Source organism: Shewanella hanedai (assembly GCF_007197645.1).
Taxonomy (GTDB): Bacteria; Pseudomonadota; Gammaproteobacteria; order Enterobacterales; family Shewanellaceae; genus Shewanella; species Shewanella hanedai.
Genome location: NZ_VKGK01000007.1, coordinates 24,514 through 41,177 on the forward strand (window position 1 = coordinate 24,514; position 16,664 = coordinate 41,177).

At 41.6% G+C, this 16,664-nt stretch carries 17 protein-coding genes and 1 other RNA gene; 11 read left to right on the plus strand and 7 right to left on the minus strand.

Going from position 1 to position 16,664, the window contains the following annotated elements; translation table 11 throughout:
* Positions 1–32: 32 nt before the first annotated feature.
* Positions 33–218, minus strand: a complete 186-nt coding sequence (locus tag FN961_RS07565; RefSeq protein WP_143563949.1) for a DUF2970 domain-containing protein — start codon at positions 216–218, stop codon at positions 33–35.
* A complete protein-coding gene (locus tag FN961_RS07570) occupies positions 218–574 on the minus strand; it encodes a hypothetical protein (protein ID WP_143563950.1) in 357 nt (118 codons plus the stop codon). The genes FN961_RS07565 and FN961_RS07570 overlap by 1 nt, the downstream gene beginning before the upstream one ends.
* Before the next feature lie 209 nt (positions 575–783).
* Here FN961_RS07570 and rpe point away from each other — a divergent pair, with 209 nt between their 5' ends.
* From rpe to trpS, 3 genes are read left to right on the plus strand one after another with little or no spacing between them, the layout of a single operon-like run.
* The gene (rpe, locus tag FN961_RS07575; RefSeq protein WP_143563951.1) at positions 784–1,458 is read left to right on the plus strand and encodes a ribulose-phosphate 3-epimerase; all 675 of its coding nucleotides are present in this window, start codon (positions 784–786) and stop codon (positions 1,456–1,458) included.
* A 3-nt stretch (positions 1,459–1,461) separates the two neighbouring features.
* Positions 1,462–2,169 (plus strand): phosphoglycolate phosphatase, encoded by a 708-nt coding sequence (locus FN961_RS07580; RefSeq protein ID WP_143563952.1) that lies wholly within the window; start codon positions 1,462–1,464, stop codon positions 2,167–2,169.
* On the plus strand, positions 2,166–3,173 hold the full coding sequence (gene trpS, locus FN961_RS07585) for a tryptophan--tRNA ligase (protein WP_143563953.1): 1,008 nt from the start codon (positions 2,166–2,168) through the stop codon (positions 3,171–3,173). Before FN961_RS07580 ends, trpS begins: the two co-directional genes overlap by 4 nt.
* Before the next feature lie 111 nt (positions 3,174–3,284).
* Here trpS and FN961_RS07590 read toward each other — a convergent pair whose 3' ends face one another.
* From FN961_RS07590 to FN961_RS07605, 4 genes are all read right to left on the minus strand, one after another.
* Positions 3,285–3,854, minus strand: a complete 570-nt coding sequence (locus tag FN961_RS07590) for a BON domain-containing protein (protein WP_143564080.1) — start codon at positions 3,852–3,854, stop codon at positions 3,285–3,287.
* A gap of 115 nt (positions 3,855–3,969) precedes the next feature.
* The gene (locus FN961_RS07595; protein WP_143563954.1) at positions 3,970–4,560 is read right to left on the minus strand and encodes a phosphoheptose isomerase; all 591 of its coding nucleotides are present in this window, start codon (positions 4,558–4,560) and stop codon (positions 3,970–3,972) included.
* 79 nt (positions 4,561–4,639) lie between these two features.
* On the minus strand, positions 4,640–4,990 hold the full coding sequence (locus FN961_RS07600; RefSeq protein ID WP_143563955.1) for a YraN family protein: 351 nt from the start codon (positions 4,988–4,990) through the stop codon (positions 4,640–4,642).
* A 9-nt stretch (positions 4,991–4,999) separates the two neighbouring features.
* Complete coding sequence (locus tag FN961_RS07605) at positions 5,000–6,904, minus strand: penicillin-binding protein activator (protein WP_143563956.1); 1,905 nt, start codon at positions 6,902–6,904, stop codon at positions 5,000–5,002.
* A gap of 87 nt (positions 6,905–6,991) precedes the next feature.
* Between FN961_RS07605 and rsmI the strand changes: the two genes are divergently transcribed.
* The 6 genes from rsmI to FN961_RS07635 all read left to right on the plus strand — a co-directional run bounded on the left by rsmI (position 6,992) and on the right by FN961_RS07635 (position 13,363).
* A complete protein-coding gene (rsmI, locus tag FN961_RS07610) occupies positions 6,992–7,834 on the plus strand; it encodes a 16S rRNA (cytidine(1402)-2'-O)-methyltransferase (protein WP_143563957.1) in 843 nt (280 codons plus the stop codon).
* A gap of 78 nt (positions 7,835–7,912) precedes the next feature.
* An RNA gene (gene rnpB / locus FN961_RS07615) (RNase P RNA component class A) lies at positions 7,913–8,264 on the plus strand.
* Positions 8,265–8,700: 436 nt separating this feature from the next.
* Positions 8,701–9,630 (plus strand): hypothetical protein, encoded by a 930-nt coding sequence (locus FN961_RS07620; RefSeq protein WP_143563958.1) that lies wholly within the window; start codon positions 8,701–8,703, stop codon positions 9,628–9,630.
* A 501-nt stretch (positions 9,631–10,131) separates the two neighbouring features.
* Positions 10,132–11,109, plus strand: coding sequence for a transposase (locus FN961_RS07625; protein WP_143563959.1), 978 nt, complete (start codon positions 10,132–10,134; stop codon positions 11,107–11,109).
* A 322-nt stretch (positions 11,110–11,431) separates the two neighbouring features.
* A complete protein-coding gene (locus FN961_RS07630) occupies positions 11,432–12,004 on the plus strand; it encodes a hypothetical protein (protein ID WP_143563960.1) in 573 nt (190 codons plus the stop codon).
* A 6-nt stretch (positions 12,005–12,010) separates the two neighbouring features.
* The gene (locus FN961_RS07635; protein ID WP_143563961.1) at positions 12,011–13,363 is read left to right on the plus strand and encodes a hypothetical protein; all 1,353 of its coding nucleotides are present in this window, start codon (positions 12,011–12,013) and stop codon (positions 13,361–13,363) included.
* 193 nt (positions 13,364–13,556) lie between these two features.
* On the opposite strand, the gene FN961_RS07640 is transcribed toward FN961_RS07635, so the two are convergent.
* On the minus strand, positions 13,557–14,786 hold the full coding sequence (locus FN961_RS07640; RefSeq protein ID WP_143563962.1) for a helix-turn-helix domain-containing protein: 1,230 nt from the start codon (positions 14,784–14,786) through the stop codon (positions 13,557–13,559).
* Between the two features lie 395 nt (positions 14,787–15,181).
* On the opposite strand from FN961_RS07640, the gene FN961_RS07645 reads away from it, so the two are divergent.
* Complete coding sequence (locus FN961_RS07645; RefSeq protein ID WP_143563963.1) at positions 15,182–15,901, plus strand: DUF2306 domain-containing protein; 720 nt, start codon at positions 15,182–15,184, stop codon at positions 15,899–15,901.
* Positions 15,902–15,911: 10 nt separating this feature from the next.
* Positions 15,912–16,577, plus strand: a complete 666-nt coding sequence (locus FN961_RS07650) for a DUF2306 domain-containing protein (RefSeq protein WP_143563964.1) — start codon at positions 15,912–15,914, stop codon at positions 16,575–16,577.
* Positions 16,578–16,664: the final 87 nt, after the last annotated feature.

A 16,664-nucleotide genomic window follows, 5' to 3' on the forward strand; every position in this document is an offset into this window, starting at 1 on the left:
GATTAGATATTGATTACTGAGAAATTAAGCGTTTAAGCAAGCACTTGCTTAACGATGAACAGAAGAGTGGCGACGAAGATAACGGCTAATACTATGCCCATAACGATAAACGGGACTGGGGAGTTTGTTTTAAAGTCGCGCTGTCTGTTTTTTTCACTTTGTACGCCAAGAAATGCGGCAAGGGTACTTGAAAATAAGCGCCAAACTTGATTTAACATTAAAGCGTATTTTTGTTGCTGTTTTTAAGGTTTACATCATCGAGTGGACTGTCAGTGTGGCCATAAAGTAGTTCTAATAGATCGACGAAGTGTAGTTGGTTAGACCGGCTACTGCCACTAAACCAATTTGCCCAATTTAGTTCTTTAGACTGACGAGCACAGCGGTTACCTGGGTGGCTTGCTGGCAGAGATGAGTTGTAGTTAGCGGTAGATTCTGTTGAGCAAACGCAGGCAGAAGCTGTTTCAGACGTAGATATACTTTGAGCACCCACAGCAGTAAGGGCAACAAGTATCGCCGAAGTCGCTAGAAACGCCGCAGGCTTAGCACCCACTATTCGCTTTTTACCACTTATCATTTTATCTTCCCTTATAAAACAAACCCAACAGAACACCTAATTATAGCAAAATAGATTACATTTTAAACACCATTTTTAACTTATTCATAATATCGTATAAAGGCATGATTTATTTCATCAGATTATGACTAAATGAGGGGTAAGCCCTAGAGGCTTATGTTTTCAGGAGGTAGAATAGTGTACTTCTTAGACATCATTGTGAGTATGTTATGCGTCCATTTCTTATCGCTCCATCTATTTTATCAGCAGACTTTGCCCGTTTAGGTGAAGATGTTGATGCAGTCCTTAAAGCCGGTGCCGATGTGGTTCACTTTGATGTAATGGACAATCATTATGTTCCCAATCTGACTATTGGTCCCATGGTATGCCAAGCATTACGTGATTATGGCGTTACTGCAGATATTGATGTTCATCTTATGGTAAAGCCAGTTGATCGCATTATTCCTGACTTCGCAAAAGCTGGTGCAACTATTATCACCTTCCACCCAGAAGCCAGTGAGCATGTTGATAGAAGCCTACAGTTAATCAAAGAGTCAGGTTGTAAAGCGGGACTAGTATTTAATCCTGGAACGCCTCTGCATTATTTAGATCATGTCATGGACAAGCTTGATGTCATTCTACTGATGTCAGTTAACCCAGGTTTTGGTGGTCAGTCTTTTATTCCTTCTACGCTGGATAAACTACGTCAAGTTCGTAAGTTGATTAATGACAGCGGTTTTGATATCCGTCTAGAGGTTGATGGTGGTGTGAAGGTCGATAATATCGCTGAAATAGCGGCTGCTGGTGCGGATATGTTTGTGGCGGGATCTGCCATCTTTAGCCAACCTGACTATAAGACTGTGATTGATGAGATGCGCAGCGAGCTTGCCAGCACAGAGTCTTAATTCATGAATTCCTGGGACAAGCTTAAAGCGATTGCATTTGATCTCGATGGGACGCTTATCGATAGTGCACCAGATCTTATCGCGGCAACTCAAGGTGCGCTTAAGGAGCTTTCACTACCGAGTTGTAGTGAGCAGCAAGTGAGATCTTGGATAGGCAACGGGGCTAAGGTGTTAATGCAAAGAGCATTAACTCACTCTTTAAGCGAACCTGTGAGCCAAGATGTACTCGACAATGCCATGCCCGTTTTTATGCGGCATTATGAAGCAAACCTGCAGCAACATAGCCAGCTTTACCCTGGTGTGTTAGAGGTACTTGCAAAATTAAGTGAGCTTGGGTATTCCATGGCAGTTGTGACTAATAAACCTCATCGTTTTGCGGTGCCATTATTGGCAGCTTTCAATATAGGCCATCACTTTACAGAGGTGTTGGGCGGCGATTCTCTTGAGAAGATGAAGCCAGATCCCTTACCGTTAACGCACCTTCTTGCTAAGTGGCAACTCGCTCCTGAAGTCCTTTTGATGGTGGGTGACTCTAAAAATGACATTTTAGCCGCAAAAGCAGCGGGTATTAGCTCGATAGGCTTGACCTATGGGTACAACTACGGTGAAGATATCGGACTAAGCAGTCCAGACGCCGTCTGTGAACAGTTTTGTGACATCTTAAAATTCGTGAATAATAGTGTAAGAGTAATGGAGCATGAGAGCGTATGACTAACCCAGTAAAACCCATAGTACTTAGCGGTGCACAACCGTCAGGTGAGCTGACCATAGGCAATTACATGGGCGCATTAAGGCAGTGGGTAGCCATGCAAGATAGCCATGATTGTCTTTACTGCGTCGTTGATCTTCATGCGATCACAGTAAGGCAAGATCCTAAGCTTCTTAGAGAAGCTTGTTTAGACACACTAGCACTGTATTTAGCATGTGGTGTCGACCCGAAAAAAAGCACTGTGTTTATTCAATCACAGGTACCTCAGCACACTCAACTAGGTTGGGCATTAAACTGTTATGCTCAGATGGGTGAGCTAAATCGGATGACCCAGTTTAAAGATAAATCGCAAAAGCATGCGAGTAATATCAACGTTGGCTTGTTTGCTTACCCTGTTCTTATGGCTGCAGATATTTTGTTATATCAAGCCAATGAGATCCCAGTAGGTCAAGATCAGAAGCAACACCTTGAGTTAACGCGTGATATCGCGACTCGCTTTAACAATGCCTATGGTGACACATTCACGATTCCAGAGCCTTTTATCCCAGAACATGGTGCTAAGGTGATGTCGCTGCAAGATCCGTTGAAAAAGATGTCAAAATCTGATGATAACCGTAACAATGTGATCGGATTGCTTGAAGATCCTAAAAAGATCTTAAAGAAGATCAAGAAAGCCGTAACCGATGGTGATGAGCCACCTGTGGTACGTTTTGATACTCAAAACAAGCCTGGTGTTTCTAACTTATTAAGCTTGATGTCGGGCGTGTCTGGCAAGAGCATTGCGGGTCTTGAAGCTGAGTTTGAAGGCAAGATGTATGGTCATCTTAAGGTGGCAACAGGTGAAGCAGTCGTCGCAATGATAGAGCCTTTACAGGCTAGATATCGTGAGTTTAGAGAAGATCAAACTTTCCTAAATCAAGTCATGAAAGATGGTGCAGAAAAAGCCCAAGCACGTGCTGAAGTGACGGTGAAGAAAGTATATGAGAAAATTGGATTGTTAGTATAACGACTTATTAATATCTGTTTTCAGTTCAGAAAAGCCGACGTTTGTCGGCTTTTCTGTGTCAGAACACTTGTTGAAGATTATACCATAGACGATATAAAACCTTCGTTGTGTCTAGGAGCTGGGTGACTCAAATACCTTAATGACTTTTCTCACTCCCGCAGTATTACGGGTGACGTCTACGGCTAGATCGGCTTGATCTCTAGGGACAACCCCGAGTAGGAAAACTTCGCCATTTTCAGTGATCACTTTAATACGTGTTGTATCTAAATTATCCGTGTTCAACATGCGAGTTTTTACCTTGGTTGTTATCCAAGTGTCGTTGCTGCGAGTCGTAAAAGAGGTCGGGTTACCTATGCGGATTTGGTTATGAATTTTGCCACCGAGTTTGAGGGTCTGCACGGTGCGAATGGCCTTATCCCTTAACATTGAATTAGGTGACTGGCCTATCATCAGCACATTACCATTCATGACAACCCCTGTGATATTTGCTTGATTCTTCACATCTTCTAATGCTGCCAGTTCACTGGCTATCTGAAAATCAGCGTTAGTATCATCGAGCTGAGTCGAAAAACTGCGCTCATCATTGACCATCATCGCGCCACCAACTGCACCGACCATAACGGCACCAGCACAGCCTTGTAGCATCAATATGACAGCGATTAGCGAGAGCGTTTTTATCATCATAATTGTCCAAAAGGTGAAGTGATTGCTTGCTGCTAATGGATCAAGCGAGCAAAACTTTGATGAGTAGCACCGGCTTAGTTGGCGGTACTACTCACGTGTTTATAGCGTCAGATCACTGTTCATCTTGAGGGAACAAGGTGCGATCGATATTGTCACACAGGCAGTGAATGGCGAGTAGGTGAACCTCTTGGATACGAGCTGTCACGTTTGAAGGCACACGTACCTCAACGTCATTAACACTTAATAGACCAGCCATAGGGCCGCCATCTTTACCTGTTAATGCGACAATCGTCATATCGCGGCTCAATGCTGCTTCGATAGCCTTAATGATATTACCTGAGTGACCGCTGGTGGATATTGCCAATAAAATATCGCCAGGTTGGCCTAGGGCTAAAATTTGCTTAGAGAAAATTTCATCATAGCTATAATCATTAGCGATGGCCGTAATGGTTGATGTGTCACAGCTTAACGCGATAGCGGGTAAAGGCGGACGCTCAATTTCGTAACGGTTTAACAGTTCAGCCGAGAAATGTTGTGCATCACCGGCGCTGCCACCATTACCACATGCTAGTATTTTGTTACCGCCTAGCAGACAATGCACCATCATCTCTGCCGCTTTAGCAATAGACTCTGGCAATGCCTCTGAGGCGTCAATCTTAGTTTGAATTGATTCGGTAAAGCTGTCTTTAATACGTTCTAACATGGGTCAATCCTTCATTGTAAATCTGGTGTTATCATGCCATAAGTTGTTAAATACTGAAGGCACAAATCATTAAATTTGCTTAAAAAGCGTTGGTTAGCCACTGTACTTGGCCCGCATCAATTGCAATAAGATCGAATCGACAAACTGTATCGATCTTATTTCTCTGTATATAGTGCTCTGCAGCGCGTCTAAGTCGACGAATTTGAGCTGCACTTAACGCATTTATTGCGCCACCATACTGAGATTTTGAGCGATATTTTACTTCAATAAATATCCACTCTTTGCCATCTTTCATGACAAGGTCTATCTCACCAAACTTATATCGAACATTGGCCTCTACAAAACTAAGACCTTGTTCGATCAAATAGTTCATCGCCAGATTTTCACCTGCCTGACCATGTGCTCTTGGGATTTGGTTTTTATTATCCATGTTAACCCATCATTGAGGGCGTAAGCTGCCTCTTTGGTAGCGTCCCCAGCTGAGCTGTCTGTTCACCGTGCCATCGGGCGACACTGATAACATACCGCTTCTTCCTGAGAACTGGTAACCAGGTAATGCGCGCATTTGGGCTAATTTCCCAACTAGCTCAAGTGCGTCATATCCCATGATATAAAGACGTTTCTGGCCATAGCTCCATGTTGGCCATAAAGACTCAACTAACTTGGCTTCAGGGCTATCAGTTAACAACCAAGGGATGTCACTGATGTTAAGGTTATTCAGTTCTAATGCTGTATTTCTTGAGCTGTCTTCTACTCGGCTTCTGCTACTGGCATAAAGAGGGACTGGTTCGGCAAAAACGCTGAAGTTAACATCAATAAAAGGTTTTAATAGAGGCAAGTCGTGATTGCCTGAAATCATATAGATGGCATCGATGTCGCGTCTAGATCTAAAGTCGGCTTCAACTTTATTACCAATAAGCGCTTTTATGCGGGCAATGCGCTCCTTGCTATCGATAACGCCCAATGATTTTTGCACTGTGACTTTCATTTTGTCACCGGGATCATACAAGTGCACTTCAGCAGGCTTTTGAGTCAGCTCGGTCCATTTTGCGTTAAAGCTTTCAGCCATCCGTTTACCAATGGAATTATTGCTGGCCAATATCAGCGGGTTCACTATGCCATCAGCAAAAAGCTTATCTGCAGCATCACTGGCCTCATTGGCTGGTGACAGGGCAAAATAGAAAGTTTCATCATTGGGAGTAAACTCATCCACATGATTTAGATAGAGCTGTGGGACTTGATTTGGAATATAGCCAGGCTCGATACTCACTGGTATCTCAATGCCTTCGGTTACCAGTCCTGCATTGAGTGGCTCTGGTGTTTCAGCGGCTAATGTCGGTTGCTGTAACTGTTCAACTTCAGATTGAAACAAGGGGCCAATGATGAACTCAGCACCGGCAGACATCGCCTGCTCATAAGCTATTTTTGCACCTTTAGCCGTGTCGAAAAAGTTAATCGATACATTGCTGTCAGGGTTACTTAAGTAGCGTGACATGATGCCCTGTTTAACCGTGCTGGCAACAGAGGCTCTTTTGCCACTTAATGGCAGTAACACTGCAATGTTTTTAGGCTGGTAAGGTTTGGTATTCAGCGCTTTTTCAAGATCTGTTGGTAATTTTATCGCACCAGGATGCGTCGGGTTTTCATGCTGCCAATTTCCGAGATGCTGCACGAGCTCACTTGGGTTAATCGCATAGTGCTTGGCAATATAAGCGAGTTGTAACCAACCAGCAAAAATAGGAGTAGAAGTGTCTTGGCTAAAGTTGAGTAGCGTCTGCTCATGCATAGGTTGCAATATACGCCAGATTTTATCGTTAACCTCGCTCGCTTCTGCCATCGGCAGATATGCACTCAACAAACTGAGTTGCCTAGCCTGCTCAATTGGCTGCTTGGTGGCTTGATAAAGACGGGCTTTAAATTGGTAATACGCCACCATCTGCCAATCCGCTAATTTCCACTGAGCCGGGTAATTAAGCTCTCGCAAGGCATCATCATAAGTTGAAGTCAGCTCTAACACTCTTGCTTTGAGGTATTTATGCTCCGCTAGCAACTCAGTGTTCTGACCTAAATCATTCTCAACTGACTTTAATGTCTTAGTTGCAGCGCTGGCATCACCTTCATTAATAAAGGCGTGTGCGGCAAGCAGCAGATAACGAGTACGTTGCTCAGTACTGTCGGCATTTGCTGCCTGAGTCAGGTAATCTGCGGGTTGCAGGCTAGCACTCACCAAGGAAACCTGGGTCTGTTTCGGTTTTTCAGGTGCAGGAGTGGTCCCACAACCGAACAAAACAGTGGTTAAAACCCCAATAGAAATTAATTTAGTTGTATTCAGTCTTTTCAACACAGGTCTTCACTCTGGTAAGATGCTACCACTAGTTTAACCTTCTCTTACGCTTGACGAAAGTCTTGTGGTAGCCAAACCGAGGTAGATATGGATCTGGCGGTCGCACTTTACATTGTACCAACACCAATTGGTAACTTAGGGGACATCAGTTCTCGTGCCATAGATGTACTCAACAATGTCAAATTAATAGCCTGCGAGGATACTCGTCATAGCGGTATTCTTTTGAGCCACTTTGGCATAGAAACACGAAAAACAGCCCTTCATGATCACAATGAAAGGGATAGAGCTGACTGGATCATTCAAAAGTTAAGTAATGGCGAACCCGTTGCGTTGATCTCCGACGCCGGTACACCACTGATTTCTGACCCTGGATACCACTTGGTGTCGCAAGTCAGAGCCGCTGGCTACAAGGTGATCCCACTGCCGGGTGCGTGTGCTGCTATTACAGCGCTGAGTGCATCAGGTCTGCCATCAGATCGCTTCACTTTCGAAGGCTTCTTACCTTCAAAAGAGAAAGGCCGTATCGATAAACTCACCGAGCTTAAAGAAGATCCAAGAACCTTAATCTTCTACGAATCACCGCATCGTATCATCCCGAGTTTAGAATCCATTCTGGTTGCATTGGGTGAAGATCGTGAGATTGTAATGGCCCGTGAAATGACCAAGACTTTTGAAACTTTCCTATGTGGAACGGTTAAAGAGGTATTGGAACAGGTAAAAGCCGATCCTAACCAACAAAAAGGTGAAATCGTGCTGATGTGCCATGGTTACCGCCTCAATGACGAGGAAGGTATCCCAACAGTGGTGATTAGTACATTAAAGCTGCTGTGCGAAGAGCTGCCTTTAAAGAAGGCCTCGGCACTTGCCGGTCAGATCCATGGGTTAAAGAAGAACGCTCTCTACAAATATGGCCTTGAAAACGGCCTATAAAGAACGCTTTTTAATCGGGCGAGTTATAAAGGCCGATTTTTGATGGAGTGTTGACTTCGCTTAGGCTATAATCCGCGCCGAGTTGGCCAGACAGTTGCCGCGTTCGCAAGAACGGGGAGGAAAGTCCGGGCTTCATAGAGCAGGGTACCAGGTAACGCCTGGGCGGTGTGAACCGACGACAAGTGCAGCAGAGAGGAGACCGCCTTCTTGATTTATCAAGGGGGTAAGGGTGAAAGGGTGCGGTAAGAGCGCACCGTGCGGCTAGTAATAGTTCGTAGCAAGGTAAACTCTACCCGAAGCAAGACCAAATAGGGTTCCATACGGCGCGGCTCGCGTTGGAACCGGGTAGGTCGCTTGAGCCTGTGAGCGATTGCAGGCCTAGATGAATAACTGTCCACGACAAGACCCGGCTTATCGGCCAACTCACCTAATAACACGAAAACCGCATCTCGAAAGAGATGCGGTTTTTTTGTATTTATCGAAAGGAAAGCTCAAATATGAATTAATTTTCCAACTACAAGACTTTATCTACGCATTATCCATGAAAAGATGCATAGATTAGTTCTTCACATTCAAACTTCACCATTTCTCCTCTAAAGTCGCTACTTTCAACCATATATCAGCTTCAAAGCCAACTTTAGAAGATTCGATAAGCTTTCGTGCTATCTAGAGCATTGAACATCCACAGTAGAGCCGCTATGTTATTGATTAATAATGGCTGGCTAGATTTACTCTCTCAATAAAAATTGGATAACCAGTCCGTCGGTAAAAAATCTACTTTTAGGTAGCGTTGCAGAGTCAGTAATAGATGAGTTTAACCTGGGTATTTTTGAACCAGAAAATATTGATGTAGGGGATTTACAACTATGCTCCTTATAAAATTGAATGACAAAATAAATAAAGATGCTTGGCTGCTTGATGACAAACAGTGGGTAGCAGAGCGAAAGAAGAGGTGGAGGCGATTAAGTGCATTTCTTCGAAAAGGTGTAATACGGCCGAAAGATGTTAAGTATTATCAAACATTTTTCTTAACGGGATTGCTACATAAGCCAGATGATGAGTTTGAATATCCACACGAACTATGTGCGCTGATATTAATGATACTACATCCCGATCAGTCGGAAGAAAACCTTAGAGGTATCTATAAGTATAATGTAACACTTTTCAATAAAGGTGAATGTGATGATGATAGTGTGGACTTTTTTTATAGAAGTATATTTGGTTCAGCTAGAGATTTAACGAATCTAGAGGGAGGCTATAGAGATATTTTTCATGGGCAAGAAGAGCTCTATGTAAAAATACTTTATGGAGATAATGAAGACGAGTATAAGTTAAGGCGTAAATCTAGGGGGGATCAAAACTTCAGCAGTTTATGCAGTAGTATGATGGAATTTATTCTGGAAGAAAGTGCGTATGAGAACGAGTTTAGGCAATATTTAATCGACTTCTCTTTTTTGGCGGTAGAGAAAACAGACTTTAAAGAGAGAGGTAGGATGCAAGATGATATGCCTCGCTTTCTTCAAACGATTGCTCACTATGAACTATTAGACCCTTTTAAAAATGTAAATGAGCTTCGTTACGACAGAGCGTGGAAAGTAGTTAATCATCTGCGTGATAGGTTTAATGAACCTAACCTTTACCCTCCTCTAAAGGAGTTATGGGAGTTTGCAAAAACAAAAGAGGGCAGGTTGACGGAGTATAAGTTTAGCCATGAATATCCAATACTAGAAAAGCTCCATGAGGGAATGGAAAAGCTATCCCCAGTGAAGAAAAGAAGAAAGCTGCCATCAAAATAAATCAGGCCACCCAAAATAAATCAGGCCAAAATAAATCAGGCCACCCACAATAAATGGTGCATTTTTCATTCTCCTACTAACCTAAAGAAATAAATATGGACAGGCATAGTTAATTGCGTAAATTCGACACCTCCTACTAAGCTTTAGTTATCGTTAAAAAGTAGGAGTTAACCATGCCTCGTCCCAGAAGATCCCAGATCAGTATTGAACTTTCCATATGAATAAGAAGTCCGTATTACCATGCATGGAGTAGAACAGTTCGTCGTCCCTTCCTAACGGGAGTTGATGAACTCTCGTAGTAAAAAGCGTGGGCAATAAATCAGGCCACCCACAATAAATGGTGCATTTTTCATCCTCCTACTAAGCTTTGGTTATCACCATAATAAATCAGGCCACCCACCATAATAAATCAGGCTGCAATAAATCAGGCCACCCACAATAAATGGTGCATTTGTCCTCCTCCCACTAAGCTTTGGTTATTGGTAGAAGTAGGAGGTAAATATGCCCTGTCCTAGACGAACTCAAATAAGTGTTGAAGACACGCCTTTCTATCACGCAGTTTCAAGGTGCGTGCGCAAGGCCTGGCTGACAGGAGTTGATTCGCAGACCGGTAGGTCCTATGAACATCGACGAGAATGGGTAGAATCTCAGTTAGTTAAGTTAGGTGAAGTCTTTGCTATAGATATAGCCGCTTATGCAGTGATGAGTAATCACCTGCATCTGGTATTGAGGATTGATATTGAATTAGCCAATAGTTGGAGCGATAGGGAGGTGGTAGAGCAGTGGCATCAACTGTTTAATGGCACAGAGCAGACACAAAGGTTTGCAAAAGGTGAATTAGTAGAAGAACGAAACCTAGCCCAGCTGAGGCATTCAATTGCTCAATATCGAAGCCGCCTGAGCGATATATCTTGGTTTATGAGGTGCTTAAACGAGCCTATTGCTCGAATGGCGAATAAGGAAGACAAGTGTACAGGTAGATTCTGGGAGGGGAGGTTTAAGTCTCAGGCTTTGCTTGATGAAGCTGCCGTATTGGCTTGTATGGCCTACGTAGACTTGAACCCTATTCGAGCGAAAATGGCGCAGACACTGGAAAGCTCGGAGTATACTAGCATTCAACAACGTATCCGTGCGGCATTTAAAGGTGAGCAACCTCTGCCATTGCTGAGTTTCATTGGCAATGAAAAGCTAAACCAGCCTAAGGGGATTAATTTTGTCCTAAAAGACTATCTACAGCTAGTTGATGAAACGGGACGAATCATCCGTGATGATAAAAGAGGCTCTATATCTTTAAGTTCAGCTAAGGTGCTAACAAGACTGAATATCTCATCGGAAAACTGGATAAAACTCACTACAGAATTTGGTAAAATATTCCACGGCCCTGTGGGTAATACTCAAGAATTAACCACCTTTTGTGAACACCTTCAAAAGCGCAGACGTCACTTTGCCAAGAGTTGCAAGTATCTAGAAGATGGCTGACAACAAACTTAGCTAAACCCCCTTACCTTTCAAACTACTTTTACTCTACTCAATCTTCTTAGATAACATGAGTTCACAAGCTCTGTCCGTCGTTCAGCATTTTCGTGTTAAATTGCCCTACTAATCATTCGTAAGCAGGTTAAGTTACAGTGGTGTCAGCAAGTTGACCGCTTCAATGACAGTCTAAGTTGAAAGCTTGCTAAGGTAGCGATATGTTATTGATTTATTTTGGGTGGCTTTATAAATTGTTTTTAAGTTTTTTGGCCGCCAGCAAAAGTATGGCGCTCAGTTTCACTTAGTTATGGTGTCATATAAACATTTAATGAGTCAGGTAGATTCATCTCAACCTAAAGTGAAAGCGATAGAAGCTTCGAGAAAGATCGCATTTAACAGTGGTACAAGTTATTCCCGCGAGGTGGATATCGTGCTTACCAATGATGCAGAAGAGTGGCTTGAATTGAAGTCCCTGCAAATGCCACTCAATAAAAGTCTCCTAAAGGAATGGACTGGTTACCCTGGCAAGCCAAAGCGAGGGCAGCATATCCATAAAGAGTTCTTTTCTGACTTCTTAGAGCTTGAATCTGAAGATAAACCCAGTTTTCAAAAATTATCTTGGCGTTTTCAGCAGTTTGTCTCCCAAGATAAAAAGCATAAAGGTCCTAAAACGACAGATTTGAAGAAAATAAAATTAGATGAGCGACTTTGTAAGGTTCCTGCAGCAGCCAAAAATGATGTGAAAAAGAAAACAGGTAAGGAGCATGTTGCTCATACTGAAACGTGTGAGTCGTTATTTTACAGTATGGTTAGCGTTCAAAATACTAAGGCGATAATGAAAGACTTTTTAGATAATAACTTGCTGGAAGGTATGGAAGACTTAATTAACGCGGTGGAGTAGTAAAACATGTATTGGAAAGTTGAAGATAAAAAATGGGTGAAGGCTCGTAAGGTACTATGGGCTGAGTTAAAAAAATGCCTTTTAGAGCATCAATACTCTAAAAAAGAGGTTAAATATATGGAGCCCTATTTTCTAAAGGGCGTACGTAAACAAGAAGATATTGCATGGGCAGAACCTGTACCGCTTATCTACTGTTTAGCGTGGCACCCATCAGATGATATTAACGTTTGGTTTGCAGAGTTTCAGCGCATCAAGTCTGAGGCGCGATGTGAAGAATCTATGGTGGGCAGTATCAGCACTAGCTATATTTTAATAAAAGATAACAGTTACTTATATTCTCCATTAAATGCGACTGAAAATGTAAAGTCACTTTTTTTGCAGCGTGAGCAACTACTTTATCAGTTTTTATTCTTAAATCAGCAGTTTCTCGATGACGCTTATGTTAAACAGGCTGAACAATGGCGGCTTGAAGCGCTTCGGCCGTTAAATAGCGGTGCTTTGTATTGTGTTCGTGGATTGGGAAGGTTGATTGAAGAATATCAAAATGATGCTAGAACACAGCCATATTTTTATGCTTTTGATTGCTATCATCTCCAAAATTTAAGTCAATATCTCTCTACAGAAATGTATAAAAGACAAATGCGAAGGGATGATTCTGAAGAAAAGCTCGGGCGGATGCTGGCGACTAGCCTGCAGTTTTACCAGCAACGGCAGCAATATTCTGCGGCGTTTCAAACAATCGCAGAGCTTTGGTTTAAACAACTTGATTCAGACGAGATTGCCCCAGAATGGAAAAACATTTGGGCGAATGCCAGGGCGGGTAAGTATCTAACAGACGATGAATACTTTTCAAAAGATAAAACTGAAGAAGTGGATATTGAAAACAATAAGACTAATGTCGAGGATGAACTTAATCAGCTACTACTTGATGGTACAAATAGAACTGAAATCATAGCGTGTTTAGCTGACCATTTTGAAGCTGAAACGATTGAGTTATTTGATATTAATGATTTAGATAATATTCGCTCACCTTATATAGGTTTTATTGATCCCTTAGAGCAGTTAGTTAAGTTACGTGGCGTGCGTGATAGTGTTAGTTACCAAGATGAGGTCAAAGATGATGTATTAACGATTAGCTTAAATGAAAAAGTGATCGGTGAGATTAATCTGGATGAGGTTTTTAGCAATGAAACTGCAGATTACTTTCAGAAGATTATAGATTTGGCTATGGAGTGGTTTCCGAATCAAGCATTATTATCGGTTGAGGAGGGTTCAACTTCCTTGTTTATCTTACCGAGTAATATATTTAAGCTGCTAAAAGAAAATGGAATTGAGTCAGACTTACTAACTCAGCAATAATAATTAAAAAAGAATAAATCAGAAATAAATGTGGACAGGCATAGTTAATTGCGTAAATTCCACACCTCCTACTAAGCTTTAGTTATCGGTAAAAAGTAGGAGTTAACCATGCCTCGTCCCAGAAGAACCCAGATCAGTATTGAAGATGCATAGGGCTATCTTGTTGTTTTAATTTATATGATTTTTATTTTCCTTATCGTTCAGTTTTCTCTAACTGTTTTCGGTATTCACTCGGCGTTTGTCCAGTTTCTTGCTTAAATGCTTTATAAAAAGAAGATCGGGCGTTAAATCCAACTTCAAGCGCTATATCAAGTACGGTATTTTTATTTGCGATTATTTTCGGTTTTGCTGCTTCAATGCGCCACTGGTTGACGAAATCAAAAAAGTTAGCTGATAGCGTTTCATTGAGAGTTTGCGAGATATAATTGGGTGAAATAGCGACATGATTTGCGAGTTTTTGCAGTGATAAACTTGAGTCTAAGTAGAGTTTATCGTTTTCCATCACGTTATTAATTTTACCTGCGATACGTGTAGCTTGCTCGACACTCAAGGCCGAACGTTGATATTTCTTTGGCGACTCTGGTGTGGTGCCACTTTGATTATCGTTGCTTTCTATATCAAGAACCGTTTCACTCACACTCTCATTGTTAAGTGTTGAGTTTAGGTTATTTTTTTCATTGTATTCAGTCAGTACTGGTTTTTGCTGTAAACCAAAATGAGCCAAGCTCCATATTAGTAATAGCAATAACAGGCTCTCGGTGCGCAGATTAAATAGTAAGTTGTCAAAGAGACTTGAGGAGAACAAGGTCGCTAAAGAAAATAGCCAAGCGCTAATGGCGACGAACATTAACCAGTTTATCCAATTAAGCTCTTTATCATCATTATTAGAAAATACATTTTTCAGTTGTTGTCGGTAAGCAACTAGACGATGAATAATTCGATAAATGGTATATACGCATTGCCCAAGCCAGAGCAATATTATGATTAATATACTAACCATTAACGTGCAAGTTAAAGGATCCGAGAGATCTGCATCATCAATAAAAATTGCAGTATGCATATCTTTGGGCAAGAACATCATCACTACGCTAATTAATATCGCAGGCCATAACAGTACAAAATGACGAGCTTGTGTTGAGTTGAGTTGCCAAGGTTTTTCAGCAGTAATTCCTTCAACGTAAAACCATAAAGATGGCGCCAATACAAAAAGTGCTGGAAATGCTAATGCTGAATATAGTTGGTACCAATTAGGAAAATAAGTGCTAACCACAGGCTCCATTGCTAAGGCGCCATTAGCGAATAAGAAGAGCGCTAAAGGTAAGCATATTACCGATTTTTTTGCTCTGGTTAGCAATACGGGAACACTTAACAAAATTTGTCCTACCATAATCATGGAGAGGGTCATTACTATAGGGTCGGTCAAATCAACTCCTTATATTTACACTTTTAATTTTTACGCTTTAGTATTTATTGAAGCTTGTAAGCCCCTAACTCTACTCTATTGTCTACCCGTGCCATATAGAAAACTGTCCGCGCTTCTAGTCTCGGACGATATAAGCCCTTATTAACTATATTCTTTTAATCAGTTGCTACTCGTGACAGTAAATAGACATCATTTACACGTTACAGAGGGAGAGTATTACAGTCGTTGTTTTATCCTCCTCGCTGCTTAGCAATCAACTTTATTTGTTAAATGGATTTTATAAAGATAGCTGAGGTGCTGATGGTAAAGCCAAGCTTGAAGCTTGTATTTTTACAAGAAGTAACAGGGAAAGTCTAAATCTCTAAAATTAGTTAATTTGTAAAGGAGTAAACCCAATGTCTGATTCAATAACAATGCAGAATGATGCGAGAGTAAAAAGCATCCCCTTTAATTGGTCTGTTGTTGGTTTTCTACTTTTTATGACGGCAATCCCAGGCGTGCCTGCTATTTTTTTACTCGCCTTGGTCGCCATCGGGTCGTCTAATGGCGTGAGTGATTCATCGATGATTAATGCCTTACACTTTGAGGCTCCAGCCGCTATTTTTGTGCATGGCGTAGCAGGCATTCTGTTTTTCCTAACCATGCCGTTTCAATTTTCACCTGCGCTACGAGCTAAAAATATAACATGGCATAAAGTCGGTGGACGTATTGCACTGTTATCAGGCTATGTCATGGGGTTATCTGCTATTTGGATGCACCATGTGTTGTACCTTGTGTCATTTGACGCTCGGTATATATCACTTCTAGTTATGAGTGTTGCTATGTGTATAGCATTTTCATTGGCGTTATGGCACATCATTAATCGCAATATTCAATCTCATCGAAAATGGATGGTTAGAGCTGTCGCAATAACTCTTGGGGCAGTAACACCATTATTTGTTGAGGTTATTCTGCTCTTGTTGTTTGGCCAATTTGAAAGCACGCTGACAATACTAAACCAATTTCAACATGACTATGGTCGACTTGTGGGAGTCGCAATTAACTTGGGTATTGTTGAGTACATGTTTTTTAAAGAACAACCCAAGAAAAAAGCACGATCTCAACTAGCAATGTAGGGAGAAAATAATGACAGAATTACCTGTTGTAGCCCAATTGCATTTAGTTATAGGAACCTTAGCTGTGGTAGGCGGATTTCTTGCCATGTTGCTTCCTAAAGGTAAAACACTACACAAATTCGCAGGTAAAATATTTTTCTATAGTATGTTGGGGCTTTGCTTTAGCGGAGTGTATTTAACGTTTGCACGCTCCCTTCAATTTACCTTTTTTTTGGCAATATTCTCTTTATATTTATTGCTAACAGGTTGGTACGCTGTCGCGCGTAGAAGCAATAAAGTTAATTTCATAGACAAACTTGGCTTTTATGTCATTAGCACTATTGGTATAACCACGTTAATTCTTTCTGTATTGGGATGGAGCTTAAATTGGTATTACCCTATTTCAGAGCCTTCATACCCCAGTTATCTCATCTTTGTTGTTTCTTCCGCTTTTATAGCATATTGGGATTATCAAATGCTTACCGCAAAAGTGCTTATTGGAACGAAGCGATTAGTGCGTCATCTTTGGCGAATGTACTTTGCGCTGTTTATCGCCACTACAATATTTTTTGGTGGTAATAGTCATGTCTTACCAGAAGAACTTCGTACCGAATTGATTTTAACAGCGCCTATAGTGACAGTACTTCTGTTTATGTTTGGATGGTTACTTTATTTTAGGTACTTTAAGAAGACGTGATAAGTCATTGTGAATTTAAACTCAGCTACTGATCTCTCGCAAAGATAAGTGTGGGCAGACTGAGTTGATTAGCCGATCACCTAGGCG

What these genes read in the sequence shown, in the direction of transcription:
- FN961_RS07650 (WP_143563964.1), top strand. Translation starts at nt 15,912, where the DNA reads ATGACAGAATTACCTGTTGTAGCCCAATTGCATTTAGTTATAGGAACC.
- trpS (WP_143563953.1), top strand. Translation starts at nt 2,166, where the DNA reads ATGACTAACCCAGTAAAACCCATAGTACTTAGCGGTGCACAACCGTCA.
- FN961_RS07620 (WP_143563958.1), top strand. Translation starts at nt 8,701, where the DNA reads ATGCTCCTTATAAAATTGAATGACAAAATAAATAAAGATGCTTGGCTG.
- FN961_RS07600 (WP_143563955.1), bottom strand. Translation starts at nt 4,990, where the DNA reads ATGGATAATAAAAACCAAATCCCAAGAGCACATGGTCAGGCAGGTGAA.
- FN961_RS07580 (WP_143563952.1), top strand. Translation starts at nt 1,462, where the DNA reads ATGAATTCCTGGGACAAGCTTAAAGCGATTGCATTTGATCTCGATGGG.
- FN961_RS07590 (WP_143564080.1), bottom strand. Translation starts at nt 3,854, where the DNA reads ATGATAAAAACGCTCTCGCTAATCGCTGTCATATTGATGCTACAAGGC.
- FN961_RS07635 (WP_143563961.1), top strand. Translation starts at nt 12,011, where the DNA reads ATGTATTGGAAAGTTGAAGATAAAAAATGGGTGAAGGCTCGTAAGGTA.
- FN961_RS07570 (WP_143563950.1), bottom strand. Translation starts at nt 574, where the DNA reads ATGATAAGTGGTAAAAAGCGAATAGTGGGTGCTAAGCCTGCGGCGTTT.
- FN961_RS07565 (WP_143563949.1), bottom strand. Translation starts at nt 218, where the DNA reads ATGTTAAATCAAGTTTGGCGCTTATTTTCAAGTACCCTTGCCGCATTT.
- FN961_RS07645 (WP_143563963.1), top strand. Translation starts at nt 15,182, where the DNA reads ATGTCTGATTCAATAACAATGCAGAATGATGCGAGAGTAAAAAGCATC.
- rpe (WP_143563951.1), top strand. Translation starts at nt 784, where the DNA reads ATGCGTCCATTTCTTATCGCTCCATCTATTTTATCAGCAGACTTTGCC.
- rsmI (WP_143563957.1), top strand. Translation starts at nt 6,992, where the DNA reads ATGGATCTGGCGGTCGCACTTTACATTGTACCAACACCAATTGGTAAC.
- FN961_RS07630 (WP_143563960.1), top strand. Translation starts at nt 11,432, where the DNA reads ATGAGTCAGGTAGATTCATCTCAACCTAAAGTGAAAGCGATAGAAGCT.
- FN961_RS07625 (WP_143563959.1), top strand. Translation starts at nt 10,132, where the DNA reads ATGCCCTGTCCTAGACGAACTCAAATAAGTGTTGAAGACACGCCTTTC.
- FN961_RS07595 (WP_143563954.1), bottom strand. Translation starts at nt 4,560, where the DNA reads ATGTTAGAACGTATTAAAGACAGCTTTACCGAATCAATTCAAACTAAG.